Here is a 21,312-nt window from a genome sequence, read left to right as displayed (position 1 = left end):
CCAGCTGATCCGAGTGGGGTGCTCGTCCCCGAGGAGGCGCGGTGCGCGTGTCGTCCGGACGTCGCCCGGGCAGGCTGGCCGGGTGACCGACCCCCTGCCTCCGCTGATCTTCGCCGCGACACACGGCTCGCAGAGTCGCGAGGCCGCGGCCCTGCGTCGTGACGCGCGACGCGGACACCTCGAGACCCTGCACCCCGGGGTGTTCGTCGAGTCCGCGGCGTGGCACGCGCTCGATCCGCGTCCACGGCATCGCTTGACCGTCCACGCCGTCATGTCGCGACTAGCTCCGGGCGCGATCGCCTCGCACTCGTCGGCCGCCGTCTTGCACGGGCTGCCCAGTGCCACGTGGCCACGAGGCCCCGTCCACGTCATCGACCCGCGGCGGACCCGGACTCAGGTGAGCGAGCGAGTGGTCCGCCATGCGGGGCCCGTCGCCCCCGGCGACGTCGTCGAGATCGACGGGCTCCTCGTCACCTCCGAGCACCGGACCGCCATCGACGTCGCACGCCGCGCCTCCTTCGCCGACGCCGTCCTCTGCGTCGATGCGCTCCTGCGACGAGAGGCGCTCCGAGCGGGGGCCTTCTCGCCGGGGCCTGCAGCGTGGCCTCCGAACCGAGAGCAGCGACGGGAGCGGGTCGAGGCGGCCGCCCATCTCACCCGAGGCGTCCTGCTCGGGAGGATCGACGCGTCTCGTGGCACCCGCGGTCTCGTCGCAGCCCGGAGGGTGGTCGAGTTCGCGACCCCCTGGGCCGAGAACGGGGGCGAGTCCCTCTGTCGACTGGCGCTCTTGACGGTCGGCGCGCCCGAGCCGCTCATGCAGGTCGAGTTCTACGACGGTCAGGGCCTCGCGGGCAGGTGCGATTTCGTGCTGGGCGACGTCGCGCTGGAGTTCGACGGCAACGTGAAGTACGACGACGAGGCCATGCGGGGCGGAAGGGCTCCGTCGGCCGTGATCCGAGCCGAGAAGATGCGAGAGCGACGGGTGCTGCGCACGGGCGGGGTCAGGGCCATCGGGCGGTGCGACTCGGACGACGTCGCCCTCCTCGCTCCGCTCGCCTCGACGCTGCGCGACATGGGGTGCCGCTGCGTCCTCGCCATAACGCCAGGATGTGGGCATGACGCCAGAAGTAAAGATGGCGTCGTGTCCATCACGTGGCGTCATGGTGGGGCGGTGGCGCAGGGGGCCGACCTAGGATGAGGGTTCGATCCGCACGCACAGACATCGCTCACGGAAGAGGCTCGCATGCCCGGAATCCACGCCGACATCACGTCCGCATTCGGCGACACGCCGCTCGTCAAGATCAACCGTCTCGCCGACGAGGGCGGTGCCGAGATCCTCGCGAAGCTCGAGTTCTACAACCCGGGCGCCAGCGTCAAGGACCGGCTCGGCGTCGCCATCGTCGATGCGGCCGAGAAGTCGGGAGCGTTGAAGCCCGGCGGCACGATCGTCGAGGGCTCGAGCGGCAACACCGGCATCTCGCTCGCCCTCGTCGGCGCGGCTCGCGGCTACAAGGTGATCGTCACGATGCCCGAGACGATGAGCGTCGAGCGTCGCACCGTCATGAAGGCCTACGGCGCGGAGATCGTGCTGACCCCCGGGCCCGAGGGGATGCGCGGCGCCGTCGAGCGCGCCAAGCAGATCGTCGACGAGACCGAGAACGCCATCTGGGCCCAGCAGTTCGAGACCGAGGCGAACGCCGAGATCCACCGCACGACGACCGCGCCCGAGATCCTCCGCGACACCGACGGGCGCATCGACTTCTTCGTCGCCGGCGTCGGCACCGGCGGCACCATCACCGGCGTCGGCCGCGTGCTGCACGAGCAGGTGCCCGGCGTGAAGGTCGTGGCCGTCGAGCCCGCCGACTCGCCGCTGCTCAGCCAGGGCAAGGCCGGGCCGCACAAGATCCAGGGCATCGGCGCGAACTTCGTGCCCGAGGTGCTCGACCGATCGCAGATCGACGAGGTGTTCCCCGTCGAGCTCGACGACGCCCTGCGCGTCGCCCGCGACCTCGCGACCCACGAGGGGATCCTCTCGGGCATCTCGTCGGGTGCGATCATGCACGCCGCCCTCGAGATCGCGAAGCGCCCCGAGAACGCCGGCAAGCGCATCGTCGCGATCGTCTGCGACACCGGTGAGCGGTACCTGTCGACGGTGCTCTTCCAGGACCTCGCAGGCGCCTAGCATGCGCCTGGTCGCCCGCCTGCGGGAGGACCTCGACACCGTCCGGCGACGCGACCCCGCGGCTCGGGGGCGGCTCGAGACCGCCCTCGTCTACTCGGGGCTGCACGCGGTGTGGGCGCATCGCGTGACCTCGCGGCTGTGGCGTGCGGAAGGTGCGCCGCGCCTCCTCGGTGCACGGTTCGCTGCCCGCGTGCTGTCGCAGCTCGCCCGGACCGCGACCGGGGTCGAGATCCACCCCGGTGCGCTGCTCGGTCGGCGGCTGTTCATCGACCACGGCATGGGAGTCGTGATCGGCGAGACCGCGGTGGTCGGCGACGACTGCACGCTGTTCCACGGCGTGACCCTGGGGGGCAAGGGCCGAGGAGGCGCGCTCGGTCGCCGGCACCCCACCCTCGGTCGGGGCGTGATGGTCGGTGCCGGGGCCGCCGTGCTCGGTGGCGTCACGGTGGGCGACGACAGCATCGTCGGCGCCAACGCTGTCGTCACGCGCGACGTGCCGGCCGGCTCGATCGCGGTCGGGGTGCCGGCCGTCGCGCGCGCCCGGGTCTGAGCCCGGCCTGCACCCGGCTCCGCGCGCCCGTGCCCGGCGATGAGTCACGACACGCCGCGGGCTCGGGGGCGGCGCGGCGTGTCTCGACTCACGGACGCGGGGGAGCGGGGAGCGGGCTCAGCGGCGGGGCTCCCAGCGGAACATGCGCACGGCGGCCGCGACGGCCACGGCGGCCCAGAGCAGCGTCGGGGCGAGCAGCACCGGCAGCAGCCCGAGGTCGCCGCCGTTCCAGGCGAGGACGATGAGCTCCATCAGTCCACCGCCCGGCAGGATCCTCTTGAGCCAGAGCAGGTCGTCGGCGCCGGTGATCGTCCACCAGATGGCGACGCCGAGGGTGATGAGGTAGATCGGCATGGTCGTGTACTGGGCGTGCTCGGGCGACGTGCTGAAGCCGGCCGTGGCGAGGGCGAACGCGGCGAACATCACCTCGGCGACGAGCACGGCGACGACGAGCAGACCGAGGTGGGCCGGGGGCTCCTGGACGGCCAGCACCCCGAGCACGATGACGAGCTGCGCGAGGCTGACGGCCACGATCGGCAGGACGAGTCCGCCGATGATGCCCGCGTCCGAGACGGAGCCGCTGCGCAGCCGCTTGAGGTGGAGCGACTGCCGCCGGGCGGCGAGGGTCGTCGTCGCCGTGACGTAGACGCCGAGTCCGAGCATGCCGATGATCTGCACGCCGGCCAGCATGCCCCCGGTGCCGTACGAGCCGAACGCGAAGGTCAGCGCCCCGAAGGCGAGGGGCAGGAGCAGCGCGCAGAGCGCGACGGTGCGGTTGCGGACGAGCATCCGCAGCTCGGCGACGGCGATGGCGACCGGGCCCGAGCGACGCGACGGCGTCGCCGGGGACTCGGACGGACGGGCGGTGGTGGCGGTGGTCATGAGGGGTCCTTTCGGGAGGGTCGGTCGGAGGGGGCCTAGGAGGCGCGGCTCAGCTCGCGGAACACCTCGTCGAGTCCCGACTGGTGCACCGTCAGCCGCTCCAGACGCCGATCGGCCTCGGCCGCCCAGGTCATCAGCCGGGTGAGATCGCGCTGCGGCGAGTCGGTCTCGACGACGACGAGGTCGTTCTCGGTGCGGGCGACCCGCAGGGGGAGCTCGTCGAGCGGGCCGGGGGCGACGAAGCGGATGCTGGTCGTGCTGCCGGCGGTGAGATCGGCCACGGTGCCCTCGCGGCGTATCGTGCCCGCGTGCATGAGTCCGATGCGGTCGGCATTGTCGGCGGCCTCCTCGAGGTAGTGCGTGGTCAGCACGAAGGTGACCCCCGCCTCCCGCAGCTCGGTGACGACGTCCCAGAGGGCGTCGCGGGCCGCCGGGTCGAGCCCCGTCGTCGGCTCGTCGAGGAAGACCAGCTCGGGGGTGCCCCAGACGGCGGCCGCGAAGTCGACGCGACGGCGCTCGCCCCCCGAGAGCTGGGCGACGCGCGACCGCGCCTTGTGGTCGATGCCGACGAGACCCAGCACGCGGTCGACGTCGTCGTCGCGGCCCGAGATCGCCCCCGTGAGCAGCACGCTCTCGCGGACCGTGAGCTCGGGGGCCAGGCCGCTGTCCTGCAGCATCATGCCGAGGCGGCGTCGGGTACGGGAGCGGTCGGTCGGGTCGCCTCCGAGCACCTCGACGGTGCCGCCGTCGGCCGCCCGGTGGCCCTCGAGCACCTCGAGGGTGGTCGTCTTGCCGGCGCCGTTCGTGCCGAGCAGGGCGTAGAGCTCGCCGCGCCGCACCGTGAGGTCGACGCCGCCGACGGCCGTGAAGTCGCCGTACGTGCAGGTCAGACCGCTGGTCGAGATCACGACGTCCGACCCGTCACGGGGGTCGTGCGTCACGGCGGGCCGGGGCGTGGTGTCGGTGGAGTTCGTCATGACCTCGACGATGCCGGGAGGGGCGGGCGCCCGGTAGTGCCGACCTGCCACCCTCTCGGCGTGACATCCGTCACGTCGGGGCATGACATCGCGTGCTGACGGGTGTCGGGGGCTGTCGCTACCGTGGACCCATGCCCCGCCGCACCCCCGACCGCCTGCCCGCGCTGACGCGGATGCGGCGGTACGTCACCGGGTCGTTCGTGGCGCTGGTCGCGTTCATGGCCGTCTTCTACGTCGCGGCGCTGACGACCGAGGGGGCGCCGGCCTGGCTGGTCGTCGCCGTCGTCGCGGTCTCGGTCGCGGTGGCGGCGCACTCCGTCTTCTGGGAGCGCGGGGCGCCGTGGTGGCTCGCGACCCTGTCTCTCGCGTCGTCCGCCGCGCTCTGGTGGGCCGCCCACCTCGCCGAGCAGAACCTGACGCTCCTGCTGTTCTTCGGCGTCTCGGTCGGTCTCGTGACCACGACCCCGCCCTTCACCTCGTGGCGGTGGCTGGCCGCCGCCGTGGGCGTCGCGGTGGCGCCGCTGCTCGTCGCGGGCCCCGGCGCGCGACCCGTCGTCCTGCCGGTCTCGATCGCGGTCGTCGTCGTGACGATGGCGGCGATCTACCTCGTCTACCGCCTGAACCGGTACGGATTCGACCTGTACCTCGAGATCGAGGCCGCCCGCGAGACGACGGCCGAACTGGCCGTCGTGCGAGAGCGCTACCGCTTCTCGGTGGACCTGCACGACATCCAGGGTCAGGCCCTGCACGTCAGCCGCCTCCAGCTGCAGCTCGCCGACAAGACGCTCGACCGCGACCCGGCCGAGGCGCGGCGCCACCTCCGCGAGGCCGAGCAGCTGATCGTGCAGACCATCGCCGAGACCCGGCGCCTCGCCTACGGCCAGCGCACCCTGACCCTCGCCGGCGAGCTCGCCAACTCGACCGAGCTGATCCGGGCGGCGAGCATCGACCTGGTCGTCGACGGCGCCCCGCCCGTCGGGCACCCCGCCGACGACCTCTTCGGGCACGCCGTCCGCGAGGCGACGACGAACCTGCTGCGCCACGCCCAGCCCGAGCACGTGACCATCCGACTGCGAGACGACACCGTCGTGGTCGAGAACGACGGCGCCGGCGAGGCGCCGCGTCTGCTCAGCGGACTCGCCCGCCTCGGCGAGCGCTTCGCGGAGATCGGGGGCTCGGTGACCACGAGCCACCACGACGGGGTGTTCCGACTCGAGGCGAGGGCGGCATCGGCGGGTGCGGGCGGTCTCGCGGGGGCGACCCGCGCCTCCTTCGCCCCCGGGCCCGGCGTCGCCACCGGGGGGCGCGCATGATCCGGGTGCTGCTCGCCGACGACGAGACGCTGCTGCGGCGGTCGATCGCCGCGCTGCTCGACCTCGGCGACGGCATCGAGGTCGTCGCGCAGGCCGGCGACGGGGCCGAGGCCGTGCGTCTCGCCGGCGAGCACGAGCCCGACGTCGTGCTGCTCGACCTCGAGATGCCGGGCATGGACGGCATCGACGCCGCGACGCAGATCCTCGCCCGTCGCCCCGAGCAGGCGGTCGTGCTGCTGACCCGGCACGCGCGACCCGGTGTGCTGCGGCGGTCGCTGAGCGCCGGCGTGCGCGGGTTCGTGCCGAAGTCGATCGACCCCGACGAGCTCGAGCGGGTCATCGTGCAGGTGCACGGCGGGCGTCGGTACATCGACGCCGACATCTCGGCCGCCGCCATGATGGACGACTGCCCGCTCACCGAGCGCGAGCTCGACACCCTGCGGCTGACGGCGGAGGGGCTGTCGGTGCGCGAGATGAGCGCCCGCCTGCACCTCGCATCGGGGACGGTGCGGAACTACCTGTCGGCGGCGATGCAGAAGACCGGCAGCTCGTCGCGGCACGGGGCCGCCCGGGTGGCACGCGAGCGCAGCTGGCTGTAGCCGCCGGTAGCGGATCCGGGCGCGGGCGCGGTAGCGGGCGACTCGTCGCGGCGGTCGGCGGTCGGCGGCGGGCGCGGTACCGGGCGGGGGGACGCTCGGCCGCGTGGCGTCAGGAGGCGGGGTCTTCGACGTCGGCGTGACCGACGCGCTCGCCGGCCGTCGACATGTGCCGTCGCATCGCGGCCTCGGCGGCGGCGGGGTCGCGGGCCGCGATGGCCTCGAACACGTCGAGGTGCTCGAGGTAGGCAGCCTCGGCCTGAGCCCGGTCGCGGAGCCCCCGTTCGACCCAGAGCCGCAGCAGCGACCGCGTGCTCTGCAGCAGATCGCGCAGCACGACGTTGTCGGCGCTGATGGCGATCTGCAGGTGGAACCGGATGTCGGCCTGCAGGAAGGTGTCGAGGTCGTCGCGGGTGTCGCGCATCGTGTCGACGAAGCCGCGCAGCTTCTCGACGTCGGCGTCGTCGACCCGGGTCGCCGCGAGTGTCGCCGCCTGGGTCTCGAGGCCGCTGCGCACCTCGATCAGCTCTCGGGTGCGCGCGGCGTTCAGCATCATGCCCCAGCTGAGCGTGGTCGGCAGGAGCTCCGAGGTGTTGTCGCGCAGGTACGTGCCCGAGCCGGGGCGGACGGTCACGATGCCGAGGATCTCGAGCGCCGCGAGGGCCTCGCGCACCGCCGACCGGCCGACGCCGATGCGCTCGGCGAGCTGGCGTTCGGGAGGGAGGCGCGAACCGGGCACGAGCTCGCCCGCCGTCAGCAGGCCGATCAGCTGCTTCACGACCTCGGAGACCGCTGTGCCCCGGGGCACGAGTTCGAGCTCGAGCCGCAGCGAGGTCGGGTCGTCGTCGGGATAGGCGGGCACGGCGCAATCCTACCGACTGCTATGCCTCGTGTCGTGGACGGTGATTGGTCAACCGGTTGACAAGTCGGGCGGGAAACGGCACGATGTTCGAGTACGCGAAGCGGGCCTCCCGGGGCCAGGCGGCGTCCATCCAACAGAGTCGTTAGATAAAAGGAGTCGATGTGGACACCCCCACCCGCTCGGCGGAGCCGCAGAGCGCCGTCGAGAAGTCCGCCATCCGCAAGGTCGCCATCCGGCTGGTGCCGTTCGTCGCGTTGATGTTCTTCATCAACTACCTCGACCGCACGGCCATCGGCTTCGCCGCCCCCAACGGCATGGAGTCCGACCTCGCCCTCTCGGCCGCTCAGTTCGGCTTCGCCTCGGGCGTGTTCTTCATCGGCTACATCCTGCTCGAGGTGCCCAGCAACCTGGCCCTGCACCGCTTCGGCGCCCGACGGTGGCTCGCCCGCATCATGGTCTCGTGGGGCATCGTGTCGCTGCTCTTCACCTGGGTGCAGAACTACGAGCAGCTCGTCGTGCTGCGGTTCCTGCTCGGTGTGATGGAGGCCGGGTTCTTCCCCGGCGCGATCCTGTTCCTCAGCCTGTGGGTGCCCGCGCGACACCGCGGCAAGATCCTCGCGCTGTTCTACCTGGCGCAGCCTCTCACCTCGGTGATCGGCGCCCCGCTGGCCGGCTGGTTGATCAGCCACGACGGCATCCTCGGTCTCGAGGGCTGGCGCTTCATGTTCCTGGGCGTCTCGATCCCCGCGATCGTCATCGGTGTGATCGCCTGGTTCTACCTGAAGGACAAGCCCGCCGACGCGAAGTGGCTGACCCGCGACGAGCAGGTCTGGTTGACGGAGGCGCTGAAGAAGGAGTCGGCCGGCAAGACCGGGTCGACCGCAGCCGGCAAGCACCCCAGCATCCTGAAGGTGTTCGGCAACGGTCGCGTCTGGATGCTCGCGTTCATCTACTTCGGCTTCGTGTACGGCCTCTACGCCCTCGCGTTCTTCCTGCCGACGATCATCGGCGGGTTCCAAGAGCAGTTCGGCACCGAGTTCAGCGTCACCGAGCGCGGCTTCATCACCGCCATCCCGTACGTGCCCGCCGCGATCGCCCTGTACTTCTGGTCGCGTGACGCCTCGCGCCGTGGGCTCCGCACCTGGCACATCGTCATCCCGGCGATCGTCGGCGGTCTGAGCATCCCCGTCGCGCTGTTCACCGGTTCGCCGGCCGCCACGATCGCGGTCATCGCGGTCACCGCCATGGCGATCTTCGCGGCGCTGCCGAACTTCTGGACGCTCCCGACGCAGTTCCTCACCGGAGCGGCCGCCGCCGCGGGCATCGCGCTGATCAACACGATCGGCAACCTCGCCGGGTTCAGCGCCCCGTACATCACGGGCGCCGTCACGGATGCGACCGGCAACTACGAGGTTCCGATGTTCATCGTCGGATTCTTCCTGCTGCTGTCGGCGGTGCTGATGACCGTGCTGAGCCGGCTGAAGAAGCCCGCCGGCGCCGAGACGTCCGACGACGCCGAGCTCGCCGAGGCCCCGCGATGACCCGCCTCTTCAACGAGCCGAGCGACTTCGCCGACGAGATGATCGACGGCTTCGTCGCGGCCAACCAGCGCTGGGTGCGCCGGGTGCACGGCGGCGTGGTGCGCTCGACGCGCAGCGCGCCGGGCCGGGTCGCCCTGGTGGTCGGCGGCGGCTCGGGTCACTACCCGGCCTTCGGCGGACTCGTCGGTCAGGGGCTGGCGCACGGCGCGGCCCTCGGCAACCTCTTCGCCTCGCCGTCGTGGCAGCAGGTCCGCTCGGTGGCCCGCTCGGCGCACACCGGCGGAGGCGTGCTGCTCAGCTACGGCAACTACGCCGGCGACGTGCTCAACTTCGATCAGGCGCAGGCCAAGCTCGTCGCCGAGGGGATCGAGACACGTTCCGTCGCCGTCACCGACGACATCTCGAGCGCCTCGCTCGCCGAGAAGCACCGGCGTCGCGGCATCGCCGGCGATCTGACGGTCTTCAAGACCGCCGCCGCGGCCTCCGACGCCGGCTACCCGCTCGACGAGGTCGTGCGGGTCGCCGAGAAGGCGAACGAGCGCACCCGCAGCTTCGGCGTGGCCTTCTCGGGCTGCTCGCTGCCGGGCGCCGCCGAACCGCTCTTCACCGTCCCCGAGGGCCGCATGGCCGTCGGCATGGGGATCCACGGCGAGCCCGGCATCGGCGAGACCGACGTGCCCACCGCGAACGAGCTGGCCGAGCTGCTCGTCACGTCGCTGCTGGCCGAACTGCCCGAGGGCGTCGAGGCGGCGCGGGGCCAGCGGGTCGCGGTCCTCCTGAACGGCCTCGGCTCGGTCAAGTACGAAGAGCTCTTCGTGGTCTACGCCCGGGTCGACCAGCTGCTGCGCGACGCCGGCCTGGTCGTCGTCGAGCCGGAGGTCGGCGAACTCGTCACCAGCTTCGACATGGCCGGCGTCTCGCTGACCCTGTTCTGGCTGGACGACGAGCTCGAGGGCTTCTGGGCCGCGCCGGCCGACGCACCCGCCTACAAGAAGGGCTCGATCGAGGCGGCCGACCGCATCGACCCGGTCGAGCTCGAGGCCCTCGCGGCCGAATCGATCCCGCCGGCCTCGGCCGAGTCGCAGGCCGCCGCCCGGGTCGTCCACGCCGCCCTCGTCGCCGTCAAGACGGCGATCGACGACAACGCCGACGAGCTCGGTCGCATCGACGCCGTGGCCGGCGACGGCGATCACGGCATCGGCATGCAGCGCGGCGTCACCGCGGCCGTCGCGGCCGCCGACGTCGCCCTCGCCGGGGGTGCGGGCGCGGGCACGCTGCTCGATCTCGCCGGCGACGCGTGGTCGGACCGAGCCGGCGGCACCTCGGGCGCCCTCTGGGGTTCGGCGCTGGCCAGCCTCGGAGCCGCCCTCACCGACGACGCCGCGCCCACCCGGCACTCCGTCGTCACCGGTGTCGCGGCCGCGACCGACGCCATCCTCGAGTTCGGTGCGACGGTCGGCGACAAGACCATGGTCGACGTGCTCGTGCCGTTCTCCGCCGCCCTCCGCACGGCCGTCGACGCGGGCGGCGACCTGCCGACCGCCTGGGCCGCCGCCGCCGAGACGGCCGTCGAGGCCGCCGCCGCCACGGCCGACCTGCTGCCGAAGATGGGCCGCGCCCGGCCGCACGCCGAGAAGAGCCTCGGCACGCCCGACGCGGGTGCGACATCGCTCGGTCTCATCACCCGCACCGTCGCGCAGGTGCTCGACGAGCACGCCTCCGCGCACCGCGCCTCCTGAACTCCCGCTCGCTCCTCCGCTCTCTCGAAAGGCATCACCATGGTTGACCAGCTGCGCATCGTCGTCGGATCGGACGACGCCGGATTCGACTACAAGGAGATCCTGAAAGCGGATCTCGCCGCGAACCCCGGTGTCGCGAGCGTCGTCGACGTCGGGGTCGACGCCGACGGTGGCACCGCCTACCCGCATGTGGCCGTCGACGCGGCTCGCCTGGTGGCCGCGGGCGAGGCCGACCGGGCCATCCTGATCTGCGGCACCGGCCTCGGCGTCGCGATCGCGGCGAACAAGGTGCCGGGCATCCGCGCCGTGACGGCGCACGACTCGTTCTCCGTCGAGCGCAGCGTGCTGTCGAACGACGCGCAGGTGCTCTGCATGGGTCAGCGCGTCGTCGGCGTCGAGCTGATGCGCCGCCTGGCGAAGGAGTGGCTGACCTACCGCTTCGACACGAGCAGCGCCTCGGCCGACAAGGTGCGGTCCATCTGCGAGTACGACGGCTCGGCGGAGACCGTGGGGCTCGACGGCCGGTCATGAGCACCGCGCGCGCGACCCCCCGGTTCACCATCGGGGTGAGTCTCAAGATGTACTTCACGCACACGCGTACCATCGAGTGGTCGACGGCGGTCGGCGAGCTGGCGAAGCGTCACCCCGCGGTGCGCTCCGGTCTCGTCGAGCTGTTCGTCGTGCCGTCGTTCCCGGCCCTGGTGCCGGTGCGCGACGCCCTCGACGGGGCTCCTGTGCGGCTGGGTGCACAGGATCTCGCGTCGGCGGACTCCGGTGCCTTCACCGGCGAGGTCAGCGGGGTCGAGCTCGCCGAGATCGGCTGCACGCTGGCCGAGATCGGTCACGCCGAACGCCGCCGTCTCTTCTTCGAGGACGACGCCGTCATCTCCGCCAAGACGGCGGCCGCCCTGCGCAACGGCATCACCCCGCTGCTCTGCGTCGGCGAGATCGAGCAGGCGCCGGCCGCCGTGGCCGCGCTCGAGGTGACTCAGCAGATCGACGCCGCCCTCGCCGCCTCGGCCGCCGCCGGTCTGACCGGCCCGCTGCTCGTCGCCTACGAACCCGTCTGGGCCATCGGCGCCCCCGAGCCCGCCGCCGCCGAGCACATCGTCGCCGTGGTGCGGGCGATCGGCGCGCATCTCGAGTCGCTGCCCGCTCACACCGGCAGCCGCGTGGTCTACGGCGGCAGCGCCGGGCCCGGGCTGCTGACGACGCTGGGCGGCGAGGTCGACGGGCTGTTCCTCGGACGGTTCGCGCACGACGTCTCGGCCGTCGAGAGCATCCTCGACGAGGCGCTGGCCCTCGACGAGGCGCTGGCACTCGGCGAGGGGGCGCGCGCATGATCGGCCTCAGCACCTACGCCTACTTCTGGCGCGGCTCCGAGCGCGTGCCCGAGCCGATGACGCTCGACGACATGCTCCGCGACACGGCCGCGCAGGGCGTCCGGCTGTTCCAGATCTGCGACCACGCGCCGCTCGCCGACTACGACGACGACCGGCTCGCCGCCCTGCGCGCCCTGGCCGACGAGCTCGATCTGACGCTCGAGCTCGGCACGCGGGGGACGGACCCGGCCGTGCTGCGGACGTATCTGCGCCTCGCGGTCGCGCTCCGCGCCTCCCTCGTCCGGAGCATGTGGACGGCCGGCGACGACCGGCCCGACGCGATCGAGACCGATCGGCGCCTCCGCGAGGTGCTGCCGGAGTTCGAGGAGGCGCGGGTCACCCTCGCCCTCGAGACCTACGAGCAGGTGACCTCGACGGAGCTCGTGGCCGTCGTGCGCAGCATCGGCAGCGACCGGCTCGGCATCGTGCTCGACCCCGCGAACACCGTCGCGAACCTCGAGCACCCCGCCGACGTGACCGCCCGCTGCGCGCCGTTCGTCAAGAACTGGCACATCAAGGACTTCGCGTTCTCGCGCGAGGACGGCTGGGTCGGCTTCGCCCTCACCAGCACGCCCCTCGGCGCCGGGCGACTCGACTACGACGGCATGCTCGCCCTGCTCGAGCCCGAGGCCCGCGGCATCAACCAGGTCGTCGAGCACTGGCTGCCCTGGCGGAGCGACCCCGAGACCACCACCCGCCTCGAGGCGGAGTGGACGACCCTGACCATCGACCACCTCAGGAAGAAGAACAGCAATGACTGACACCCTCAGCACGCAGACCGTGACCCAGGCCGCCGACCAGGGGGCCCCCGACGTCACCGTGGCCGTGATCGGCGCCGGCGGCAAGATGGGCCAGCGCGTCTCGAACAACCTCGAGAAGAGCGGCTACACCGTCTTCTACAGCGAGGCGTCGCCCGCCGGGCAGGAGCTGATCCGCGGCCTCGGGCGCGAGGTGACCTCGACCGACGACGCGATCGCCGACGCCGACGTCGTCATCCTCGCGGTGCCCGACGTCGTGCTCGGCAAGGTGTCCGAGAGCGTCGTGCCGGCGATGAAGTCGGGCTCGATCATCCTCACCCTCGACCCGGCCGCCGCCTACGCCGGCCTGCTCGAGGAGCGCGCCGACATCCACTACGCGGTGGCGCACCCGTGCCACCCGTCGGTGTTCCTGGAGCGTCGCACCGACGCCGAGTACGCCGACACGTTCGGCGGCATCGCCGCCCCGCAGGAGGTCGTCGCCGCCCTCGAGGGCGAGCCGGCCGACGCCGTCCGTCAGCTCGCGACCGACGTCATCACGACGATCTACGCACCCGTCATCCAGGTGCACTGGGTCACCGTCAAGCAGCTGGCGATCCTCGAGCCGACGCTCGTCGAGACCATCGCGTGCATGATCGGCGAACTGCTGCAGGAGGCGCTGGAGACGACGGTCGACCAGGCCGGCGTCCCCGCCGAGGCCGCCCGGGCCATGCTCTGGGGTCACACCGGCATCGCGCTGACCAACGCGCTGCGCGGCTCGAACCCGTTCTCGGACGCCTGCCACATCGCCATGGACTACGGCCGCGAGTCGATCGTCAAGGACGACTGGAAGAAGATCTTCGACGACGACCAGCTCGACCACGTCATCGCGCGCATGCTGAAGATCGACGCCGTCAAGCGCTAGCGAGGCGTCGACCGGCGTCGATGAGTCGCGACACGCCGCGTCCTCGGGAAGAGGCGCGGCGTGTCGTGACTCATCGACGCGCGGGTGCGGGTGCGGGAGCGCCGGCGGCGGCTAGGCGGCGTCGGGCGCGCTGGGCGCCCCGCGGTGCTGGTCGACCCGGCGCGGCAGCGCGAACACCAGCGCGAACGCGAGCACCGCGAACGCCGCGCTCACGCCCATGGCCGCGGCCGCCGCGTCCGTGAAGCCCGTGGCGCGACCGGCCGCCGTGGCCAGCTCGCGGCCCCCGGGCAGCGACCCGAACAGCACGCTGCCGATGATGGCGATGCCGACGGCCGAGCCGATCCGCTGGATCGCCGAGATGACGGCGCTGGCCGAGCCGGCGTCGCGGGGGTCGACGGTGGCGACGATGAACTGCACGTTCGGAGCGATGAAGAACCCGTTGCCGAGCCCCGCGACGAGCAGCGGCACGAGCAGCAGCCAGTTGGTGAGGTCGGCGGCGTCGGTGAGCATCAGGATGATCCACATCGAGCCGAGCCCGATCGCGACCAGGGCGGTGCCGAGCACGAGCACGTTGCGACCGAGGCGCTGGGCGATCCGGTTGCTCTGCGACGAGCTGATGATGCTGCCCACCGCGAACGGGATGGCCACGGCGCCCGAGGCGAGCGCGCTGTGCCCGAGGCCCGACTGCCAGAGCAGCGAGATCGTGAAGAAGATGCTGGTGAACGCGGCGAAGTAGACCAGGGCGAGGACGACGCCGCCGGTGAACGAGGGGTGCGAGAACAGCGTCGGGGGCACGAGCGGGGTGCGACCGGAGCGGGTGTAGCGCACCTCCCACAGTCCGAAGGCGGCGAGCAGGACGAGGCCGGCGGCGATCGTGAGGTACGTCCAGAGCGGCCAGCCTTCGTCCTGCCCCTGGATGAGCGGCACGAGCAGGGCGACGAACGCGGCCGAGACGAGCACGAGGCCGACGACGTCGAGGCCCTTGTCGGGGCGGGGCACGGACTCGTCGCGCTTCGGCAGCAGGATGGCCGCCGCGATCAGCGTGATGACGCCGAACGGCAGGTTGACGAAGAAGACGAGACGCCAGCCGTTCTCGTCGCCGAAGGCCTGGATGATCAGCCCGCCGATGATGGGCCCGAGGGCCGACGAGACGCCGATGACGGCGCCCATGATCGCGAACGCCTTGCCCCGCGAGCGACCGGGGAACAGCAGCTGGATGAACGCCGTCACCGCGGGCACGAAGATGCCGCCGGCCAGACCCTGCACCACGCGGAACACCACGAGCTGGACATCGCTCGTCGCGATGCCGCAGGCGAGGCTGGCGAGCGTGAAGAGCAGCACGCCCGTGAAGTACACCCACTTGTGCCCGATGCGGTCGCCGATGCGGCCGGCGGGGATGAGCGTGAGGCCGAAGGCGAGGGCGTAGCCCGAGATGATCCACGACAGGGTCGCCTCCGACGCGTCGAGCGTCGTGCGGATGGTCGGCAGCGCGACGTTGACGATCGTCGTGTCGAGCAGCGCGATGAACATGCCCAGCAGGAGGGCCACCAGGGCCAGCCAGGACTGCCGGGGGATGGCGGGCGCGGGGGCGGTCGCCCGGGCGGTGGCGTCGGTCATGAGGGGCCTTTCGTGCGGCGCGGGGCCGGACAGGAGCAGAAGGAGGAGAGGAGGCGCGAACGTGCGGCAGGGGAGTCGCCGAGACCGGACGGCCAGAAGCATCGATGGTACCCGAGCCCGCCGAGAATAGTTCATGGTCTGCATCTTCTCGGTGGACACGACCCCGGAGTCGCGGCGTATCGTCCCGGACATGAGCACACCAGAAGAGACCACCGCCCCCGACGGATCGACCGACATCACGGACGAGCAGGCGAAGCGCACCGAAGGGCTGCCCGACGGCTCGAAGCCCGGCCTCGTCGACGACTCCGAGGAGAGCGACGACAGCGAGATCTCCGACGGGTCCGCGAACTAGCGACACCCGCACCACCGGCCCCGCTCGGGCCTCGACCGCAGACCGCTGCGGCCGGCGACCGGGCGGGGCCGTGTCGTGCCCGGCGGCCCCCGGCCGCGGCGGCCCCCGGTGCCGGCGGCCCCCAGCCGCGGCGGCACGCCAGGATGGTCGCATGGCTCTCTCCTCACGCGCCCGCTCCGTCCGTCGTTCGGCGACGGCGACCGGGCCGACGGGCGCGACGCACCCCGCGCCTCCTGACCCCGCCCGTCGCACGGGGGCGTTCCGCTTCGGTCTGATCGCCACGCTCGGCGGCGGACTCGGCGTCGGCATCATCGTCTCGCTGATGGCGCTGTCGACGATCCTCGTGTACATCGGGCTCGCGTTCTTCCTCGCGCTGGCGTTCGAACCGGTGGTCCGCCGACTCGTCCGCGCGGGCGCCCCGCGCTGGGTCGGGGTGGTCGTCGCCGTCGTGCTCGTGATCGGGGTCGTCGTCGGCATCGTCGCCGCCGTGGTGCCGGCCCTGGTCGAGCAGATCGGCTACGTGATCCGCGAGACCCCGGCCACCCTGCAGCAGCTGTCGCGCGAGCCGTGGGTGCAGCAGACCGTCGGCTTCGACTTCGACATCGACGACGCGGTGGGCGCGGTGTCGTCGTACCTGCTCGACCCCGATCAGCTGCTCGCGCTCGGCGGCGGCATCCTGGCCGTCGGTCAGGGCATCACCTCGGCGATCACGGCGGTCATCGTCGTCGCCATCCTGACGCTGTACTTCGCGATCACCCTGCCGCAGATGCTCCGCTCGCTCAGCCGGGCCGTGCCCCGCAGCCACCGCGAGCGCGTGATGGACATCTCGGACGAGATCTTCCTGTCGGTCGGCCGCTACGTCGCCGGTCAGGTCGTGCTCGCCGCGGTCAACGCGGTGTTCGTGTTCATCGTGCTGTCGATCGCCGGCGGCCCCGTGCCCGTGCTGTTCGCGACCCTGGCGTTCCTCGGGGCGCTGATCCCCGTGGTCGGCACGGTCGTGGCGTACGCCGTCATCGTGGCGGCGACGATCACCGTCTCGCCCGTCACCGCGCTCGTGGTCGGCGTCGTGCTGCTCGTCTACGCGCAGATCGAGGCGTACGTGCTGACCCCGCGGGTGATGTCGAAGGCGGTGGCGGTGCCCGGCGCCCTCGTGATCGTCGCGGCGTTCGGCGGCGGGGCCCTCGGCGGCGTGCTCGGGGCGCTCGTCGCCATCCCGATCGCGACGGCGGGCGTGCTCGTCTTCGAGCGGGTCGTCGTACCGCGGCAGCAGCGCGTCTGACCCCGGGGCCGAGGAGGCGCGGGTCGGCCTGGTCAGGCGCCGACGGCTGCGCGGGTCAGCGCCTTCTCGGCCAGGCCGTGCACGATCTCGCTGAGCCGGGGCGCGGGCGAGGCCAGGAGCGCCAACGCCTGCTCGGGCTCGAGACCCGCGAAGACGTCGCCGATGGTGACCCCGTGCGCGGGGCGCGAGACGACCTCGATCGGATCGCCCGCCCGGATCGGGCCGGCCTTGACGATGGACAGGTACGCGCCGGGGCGTCCCTCCGCCTGGAACCGCTTGACCCAGCCGCTCTCGCCGAGCCGGCGGGCGAAGGTCGCGCACGGCGTGCGGGGCATGGTCACCTGCAGCACGAGCGTCTCGCCCACGGCCCAGCGCTCGCCGATGACGGCGCCGGTGACGTCGAGCCCGTCGACCCGCAGGTTCTCGCCGAAGAGCCCGGGAGTCACCTCGTAGCCGAGGATCCCCGCGAAGTGCTCGGCGTCGGAGTCGGCGTACGCGTAGACGGCCTTGTCGGGGCCGCCGTGGTGGGCGCGACTCGCCTGGACGTCGCCGCGGACGCCGAGCCGCTTGACCTCGACCGGGCCGTCGACGGGTCGCTTGTCGATGGCCGTGACGCCCACCGAGCCCGAGTCGTCGAGGAGGGCGTGGACGCGGCAGACGGCGGTCAGCGAGGGCATGACGCCATGCTGCCGCACGGGGCGGCCCGGCGACAAGCGCCGCGAGACCATCCGCCTTCGACCCTCAGAGCAGCAGAACGCCCCGGACGACCGCGGCCGCGCTGCCGACCGCGGCGAGCACGAGCACGAGGATGCGCCCCACGCGGGCCGACACGTGCCGACTCAGGCGGTGGCCGGCTACGGCGCCGATCAGGAGGGCGGCGAAGGCGCCGACCCAGACGCCCCAGGGTTCGGACGGCACGCCCTTCGACAGCACCGACGCGAGGTTGACCGAGAGGAGGAACACCTGCCCCGTGCCCACGAAGACGTCGCGCGACCACCGCTCGCTCGTCGCGTGCACCGTCAGCGCTGGGCCGCCGACCCCGGCCGTGACGTTCATGAAGCCGCCGAGCGCGCCCGCCGCCACCGCGCCTCCCGGGCCGGGCAGCAGCCGCACTGTCGACGAGAACGCCATGACGAGCACGCCGACCAGGGCGAGCACTCCGACGGCGACGGTCAGGGGCCCGGTCGGGGCGGTGCGGACGACCCACGCCCCGATCGGGACGGCGACGAGAGCCGGTGCGACGAGCAGCAGGGCACGCCGCCACCGCACGGTGCGCCACGTCTGGGCCAGCAGCACCGCGGCGAGGGCGGCGGCGAGCACGTTGCCGACGGTGACGCCGGCCTCGGGGCCCAGCACGATGACGAGCAGGGGCGCGGCGGTGAGGGCGAAGCCGATCCCCGAGATGCGCTGGGTCAGCGCCCCCAGCATGATCGCGGCGGCGGCCAGGCCGAGGGTCAACGGGGTCACCGTTCCACGCTAGCCCCCGGGGGAGCCGCGTCCGGCGTGCCGACGGCGGGCGCGGGTGCCGCCTGGGGCACGGGGCCGATGTCGGACGCGGCCTCGGCCACGGCGTCCTCAGGTCGGCCCTCGCGATCCGAGCGCACGAAGGCGATCCCCGCGAGGATCGCCGCGCCGCCGAGCCCCTGCAGGAGGGTGAGCGACTCGCCCAGCAGGATCCACGCCCACAGCGCGGCGGCGGCGACCTCGAGCAGGCCGACGAACGACGCCAGTCGCGACCCCAGCATCGTGGTCGCGGTGATGCTCGCCGCGTACGAGATCGCGGTGGCGACGACGCCGACGGCGAGCATCGGGACCCACCACGCGGTCGTGGCGCCGAAGAGCTCGACCGGTGCCGTCGACGCCGTGTAGGGGACCAGGCCGGTCAGCCCGACGATCGCGAGCACGACGACCCCGAGCAGCAGCCCGGCGCAGGCCAGCGCCACGGGAGGGAGCCCCTCGGTCGGTCGGGCCGCGATGACGAAGTAGGCGGCGCAGCAGACCATCGCGACGGCCGCCGAGGCGAGGCCGATGGGATCGAGACGACCGCCGCCGCTCGGCGACACGACGAGCAGGAGTCCTCCGGCGGCGACGGCGGCGCCGATCAGGACGACCGCGGCCGGTCGGCGACGGGTCACGACCCAGGCGACCGCGACGAGGAGGAGCGGTGCCATGTACTCGATCAGGATCGCGGTGCCGACGGGGATGCGCCGGACGGCTGCGAAGTAGAAGACCTGCGTGCCGACCACGCCGACGACGGCCATGCCGAGGATGCGCCACCGGGCCGTCCAGAGGGTGCGCCTGCGACCGCGCAGGGCGCGGAGGGCGAAGGGGACCAGCACGAGACCGCCGACGAGGGCGCGAACGGTGACGGCCGCGGCGGGGCTCCAGTCGCCCTCGAGGAGGGGCTTGACGAGGGCGCCCGAGACGCCGAACGAGGTGGCGGCGACGAGGGCGACGAGCAGGCCCCGCGTGGTCGGGTGATGCGACATGGGACGCCTTCTGGTCAGGGGCTGGAGGAGGTGGTGGTCCTGACGCTAGGGTGTCTGCGGATAAGGAGTCAACTTGCATTTCGCCCCTGACACGACCGACGTCCTCGCCTTCGACGTCGTGCTGCTCAACACGTCCGCCTCGGCGTCGAGGTCGGGTGCCGACGAGCTCGCGACGATCGAGCAGCTCGGCGGGCTGCTGGCCGAGAGCGGCTTCTCGGGGCGCATCGACCACGACGAGCGCGAGCTGCGCGAGGTGCACGAGGCCCGGGCCGAGCTGCGACGACTGTGGTCGCTCGATCGCGAGACCATGGTCGGCGAGGTCAACGCCCTGCTCGGCGACGCCGACGCGACACCGCGCCTCGTGCGGCACGACGACTTCGACTGGCACGTGCACGCGACGGCCGACGACGCTCCGCTCGCCGTGCGCATCCGCGTGGAGGCGGCACTGGCCCTCGTCGACGTCATCCGCTCCGACGAGGTCGGGCGCCTCCGGGCGTGCGAGGCGCCCGACTGCGACGGCGTGCTGGTCGACCTGTCGCGCAACGGCTCGAAGCGGTTCTGCAGCGTCCGATGCGGCAACCGCATGAACATGGTGGCGTTCCGGGCCCGTCAGTCGACGGACGGCGCCTAGCCGCGCCTCCTCGGCTCCCGTCGACCCGGTCGGGTCCGCTCGGCCCGACCCGCCCTGACGGAGCCGGGACTACTTCAGGGGGTCGTTGCCCCAGTTCATCAGCGACCAGCGCCAGGGCGTGTCGGTGACGTCGCCGTCGGGGCGCTGCTTCGAGTGGCGGGCGACGTAGCCGACGACCTTGCGCATGTGGGCGTAGTCGTCGTCGGTGTAGTCGGCCTGCTTCTTCTTCAGGATGCCGACGATGCGCCGACCGCTCGCGTGACCGGTCGACTCGTGGCCGTCGGTCTTCTGGCCGACCTCCTTCGACTCGTCGGTGTCGAGCCAGCGCTCGAGCTCGGAGGCGGTCATGTTGACGGCGTCGCCGAACTCGTCGCGCGTGGCCTTGTCGTCGTGGTCGGTCATGCGCCCATGCTGCTCCCGCGGGGCGCCCGGGGGTTCAGGCGCGGAGGTGCCCCGGCAGCGTCATGATCTCGGCGCCGGTCTCGGTGATCGCGATCGTGTGCTCGGTGTGCGCCGTGCGGCTGCCGGTCGCGCTGCGGAGCGTCCAGCCGTCGGGGTCGGTGACCAGCTCGTCGGTGTCGGCCATGATCCACGGCTCGAGGGCGAGCAGCAGACCGGGGCGGAGCTTGTAGCCGCGGCCGGCGCGACCGGTGTTCGCCACGTGAGGGTCCTGATGCATCGTCGAGCCGATGCCGTGGCCGCCGAACTCGACGTTGATCGGGTAGCCGTCGGCGCTCAGCACCGCGCCGATCGCCGCCGACAGATCGCCGAGGCGAGCACCGGGGCCGGCCGCCGCGATGCCGGCCGCGAGGGCGCGGCGCGTCGAGTCGATCAGGGCGTCGCTCTCGGGCTGGGGGGAGTCGCCCACCACGAAGCTGACGGCCGCATCGGCCGCGATGCCGTCGAGCACGACCGCGAGGTCGAGGGTCAGCAGGTCCCCGTCGGCCAGCGCGTAGTCGTGGGGGAGCCCGTGCAGCACCGCGTCGTTCACCGCGGTGCAGATGTAGTGCCCGAAGGGACCCCGCCCGAACGACGGCGCGTAGTCGACGTAGCACGACGTGGCCCCGGCCTCGAGGATCATCTCGCGCGCCCACCGGTCGATCTCGAGCAGGTTCGTGCCGACCCGGGCGCGCCCCGACAGCTCGTGCAGGATGTCGCCGACCAGCGCACCGGTGCGCCGGGCTCGGCGGAGTTCGTCGGGGGTGAGGATCTCGATCACGCGGGGGGCCTTTCGGGATGCGGTGGTCTGGGGGTGCGGGGG

23 protein-coding genes are annotated in these 21,312 nt (G+C 72.6%); 14 read left to right on the top strand and 9 right to left on the bottom strand.

Translation table 11 applies throughout. From position 1 onward, the window contains the following. Nucleotides 1–397: 397 nt before the first annotated feature. The 3 genes from ACZ6JE_RS11810 to epsC are packed head-to-tail and all read left to right on the top strand — an operon-like array spanning nucleotide 398 to nucleotide 2,732. Nucleotides 398–1,198, top strand: a complete 801-nt coding sequence (locus tag ACZ6JE_RS11810) for a hypothetical protein (protein WP_464319051.1) — start codon at nucleotides 398–400, stop codon at nucleotides 1,196–1,198. A gap of 45 nt (nucleotides 1,199–1,243) precedes the next feature. Further along, entirely contained in the window at nucleotides 1,244–2,182 is a 939-nt protein-coding gene (gene cysK, locus ACZ6JE_RS11805) for a cysteine synthase A (RefSeq protein ID WP_464319050.1), read from the top strand. A 1-nt stretch (nucleotide 2,183) separates the two neighbouring features. Then, nucleotides 2,184–2,732 carry a serine O-acetyltransferase EpsC gene (gene epsC, locus ACZ6JE_RS11800; RefSeq protein WP_320479839.1) on the top strand — a complete coding sequence of 183 codons (549 nt, stop codon included), beginning with the start codon at nucleotides 2,184–2,186 and terminating at the stop codon, nucleotides 2,730–2,732. Nucleotides 2,733–2,849: 117 nt separating this feature from the next. On the opposite strand, the gene ACZ6JE_RS11795 is transcribed toward epsC, so the two are convergent. Both ACZ6JE_RS11795 and ACZ6JE_RS11790 read right to left on the bottom strand, forming a co-directional pair. Then, on the bottom strand, nucleotides 2,850–3,614 hold the full coding sequence (locus ACZ6JE_RS11795) for an ABC transporter permease (protein ID WP_243216515.1): 765 nt from the start codon (nucleotides 3,612–3,614) through the stop codon (nucleotides 2,850–2,852). Between the two features lie 35 nt (nucleotides 3,615–3,649). Next, nucleotides 3,650–4,591, bottom strand: a complete 942-nt coding sequence (locus ACZ6JE_RS11790) for an ABC transporter ATP-binding protein (RefSeq protein ID WP_192059129.1) — start codon at nucleotides 4,589–4,591, stop codon at nucleotides 3,650–3,652. Between the two features lie 131 nt (nucleotides 4,592–4,722). Between ACZ6JE_RS11790 and ACZ6JE_RS11785 the strand changes: the two genes are divergently transcribed. Then, nucleotides 4,723–5,904, top strand: coding sequence for a sensor histidine kinase (locus ACZ6JE_RS11785; RefSeq protein ID WP_320477730.1), 1,182 nt, complete (start codon nucleotides 4,723–4,725; stop codon nucleotides 5,902–5,904). Beyond that, nucleotides 5,901–6,503, top strand: coding sequence for a response regulator transcription factor (locus tag ACZ6JE_RS11780; protein ID WP_464319049.1), 603 nt, complete (start codon nucleotides 5,901–5,903; stop codon nucleotides 6,501–6,503). Before ACZ6JE_RS11785 ends, ACZ6JE_RS11780 begins: the two co-directional genes overlap by 4 nt. A gap of 109 nt (nucleotides 6,504–6,612) precedes the next feature. Here the strand turns inward: ACZ6JE_RS11780 and ACZ6JE_RS11775 are convergent, their stop codons facing one another. Continuing rightward, nucleotides 6,613–7,362, bottom strand: a complete 750-nt coding sequence (locus ACZ6JE_RS11775) for a FadR/GntR family transcriptional regulator (RefSeq protein WP_464319048.1) — start codon at nucleotides 7,360–7,362, stop codon at nucleotides 6,613–6,615. 161 nt (nucleotides 7,363–7,523) lie between these two features. Here ACZ6JE_RS11775 and ACZ6JE_RS11770 point away from each other — a divergent pair, with 161 nt between their 5' ends. The 6 genes from ACZ6JE_RS11770 to ACZ6JE_RS11745 are packed head-to-tail and all read left to right on the top strand — an operon-like array spanning nucleotide 7,524 to nucleotide 13,683. Then, nucleotides 7,524–8,903, top strand: coding sequence for an MFS transporter (locus ACZ6JE_RS11770; RefSeq protein ID WP_320477732.1), 1,380 nt, complete (start codon nucleotides 7,524–7,526; stop codon nucleotides 8,901–8,903). Then, nucleotides 8,900–10,642 carry a dihydroxyacetone kinase family protein gene (locus tag ACZ6JE_RS11765; RefSeq protein ID WP_464319047.1) on the top strand — a complete coding sequence of 581 codons (1,743 nt, stop codon included), beginning with the start codon at nucleotides 8,900–8,902 and terminating at the stop codon, nucleotides 10,640–10,642. Before ACZ6JE_RS11770 ends, ACZ6JE_RS11765 begins: the two co-directional genes overlap by 4 nt. A 39-nt stretch (nucleotides 10,643–10,681) precedes the next feature. Next, nucleotides 10,682–11,173, top strand: a complete 492-nt coding sequence (locus ACZ6JE_RS11760) for a ribose-5-phosphate isomerase (RefSeq protein ID WP_464319046.1) — start codon at nucleotides 10,682–10,684, stop codon at nucleotides 11,171–11,173. Then, a complete protein-coding gene (locus tag ACZ6JE_RS11755) occupies nucleotides 11,170–11,985 on the top strand; it encodes a triose-phosphate isomerase family protein (RefSeq protein WP_464319045.1) in 816 nt (271 codons plus the stop codon). The genes ACZ6JE_RS11760 and ACZ6JE_RS11755 overlap by 4 nt, the downstream gene beginning before the upstream one ends. Next, nucleotides 11,982–12,785, top strand: coding sequence for a sugar phosphate isomerase/epimerase family protein (locus ACZ6JE_RS11750; RefSeq protein ID WP_243216519.1), 804 nt, complete (start codon nucleotides 11,982–11,984; stop codon nucleotides 12,783–12,785). Before ACZ6JE_RS11755 ends, ACZ6JE_RS11750 begins: the two co-directional genes overlap by 4 nt. After that, nucleotides 12,778–13,683 carry a phosphogluconate dehydrogenase C-terminal domain-containing protein gene (locus ACZ6JE_RS11745; protein WP_464319044.1) on the top strand — a complete coding sequence of 302 codons (906 nt, stop codon included), beginning with the start codon at nucleotides 12,778–12,780 and terminating at the stop codon, nucleotides 13,681–13,683. Before ACZ6JE_RS11750 ends, ACZ6JE_RS11745 begins: the two co-directional genes overlap by 8 nt. A 111-nt stretch (nucleotides 13,684–13,794) precedes the next feature. On the opposite strand, the gene ACZ6JE_RS11740 is transcribed toward ACZ6JE_RS11745, so the two are convergent. Continuing rightward, the gene (locus ACZ6JE_RS11740) at nucleotides 13,795–15,300 is read right to left on the bottom strand and encodes a DHA2 family efflux MFS transporter permease subunit (RefSeq protein WP_464319043.1); all 1,506 of its coding nucleotides are present in this window, start codon (nucleotides 15,298–15,300) and stop codon (nucleotides 13,795–13,797) included. Between the two features lie 190 nt (nucleotides 15,301–15,490). On the opposite strand from ACZ6JE_RS11740, the gene ACZ6JE_RS11735 reads away from it, so the two are divergent. Both ACZ6JE_RS11735 and ACZ6JE_RS11730 read left to right on the top strand, forming a co-directional pair. Further along, a complete protein-coding gene (locus ACZ6JE_RS11735) occupies nucleotides 15,491–15,652 on the top strand; it encodes a hypothetical protein (protein ID WP_192059105.1) in 162 nt (53 codons plus the stop codon). Nucleotides 15,653–15,803: 151 nt separating this feature from the next. Continuing rightward, nucleotides 15,804–16,931, top strand: coding sequence for an AI-2E family transporter (locus ACZ6JE_RS11730; protein WP_464319042.1), 1,128 nt, complete (start codon nucleotides 15,804–15,806; stop codon nucleotides 16,929–16,931). Between the two features lie 32 nt (nucleotides 16,932–16,963). On the opposite strand, the gene ACZ6JE_RS11725 is transcribed toward ACZ6JE_RS11730, so the two are convergent. From ACZ6JE_RS11725 to ACZ6JE_RS11715, 3 genes are all read right to left on the bottom strand, one after another. Beyond that, nucleotides 16,964–17,608 carry an MOSC domain-containing protein gene (locus ACZ6JE_RS11725; RefSeq protein ID WP_464319041.1) on the bottom strand — a complete coding sequence of 215 codons (645 nt, stop codon included), beginning with the start codon at nucleotides 17,606–17,608 and terminating at the stop codon, nucleotides 16,964–16,966. Nucleotides 17,609–17,672: 64 nt separating this feature from the next. Continuing rightward, complete coding sequence (locus tag ACZ6JE_RS11720) at nucleotides 17,673–18,398, bottom strand: TSUP family transporter (protein ID WP_192059099.1); 726 nt, start codon at nucleotides 18,396–18,398, stop codon at nucleotides 17,673–17,675. Further along, on the bottom strand, nucleotides 18,395–19,420 hold the full coding sequence (locus ACZ6JE_RS11715) for an EamA family transporter (RefSeq protein ID WP_464319040.1): 1,026 nt from the start codon (nucleotides 19,418–19,420) through the stop codon (nucleotides 18,395–18,397). The genes ACZ6JE_RS11720 and ACZ6JE_RS11715 overlap by 4 nt, the downstream gene beginning before the upstream one ends. Before the next feature lie 73 nt (nucleotides 19,421–19,493). On the opposite strand from ACZ6JE_RS11715, the gene ACZ6JE_RS11710 reads away from it, so the two are divergent. Continuing rightward, nucleotides 19,494–20,051: a CGNR zinc finger domain-containing protein gene (locus ACZ6JE_RS11710; RefSeq protein WP_464319039.1), complete on the top strand. Its 558-nt coding sequence runs from the start codon at nucleotides 19,494–19,496 to the stop codon at nucleotides 20,049–20,051. A gap of 69 nt (nucleotides 20,052–20,120) precedes the next feature. Here ACZ6JE_RS11710 and ACZ6JE_RS11705 read toward each other — a convergent pair whose 3' ends face one another. Next, complete coding sequence (locus ACZ6JE_RS11705) at nucleotides 20,121–20,453, bottom strand: DUF3140 domain-containing protein (protein ID WP_243213926.1); 333 nt, start codon at nucleotides 20,451–20,453, stop codon at nucleotides 20,121–20,123. Between the two features lie 34 nt (nucleotides 20,454–20,487). Beyond that, nucleotides 20,488–21,270: a type I methionyl aminopeptidase gene (map, locus tag ACZ6JE_RS11700; RefSeq protein ID WP_464319057.1), complete on the bottom strand. Its 783-nt coding sequence runs from the start codon at nucleotides 21,268–21,270 to the stop codon at nucleotides 20,488–20,490. Nucleotides 21,271–21,312 lie beyond the last annotated feature (42 nt).

It is taken from the genome of Frigoribacterium sp. AC759, from assembly GCF_979256015.1.
This window is presented reverse-complemented; position numbering and strand designations above follow the sequence as displayed.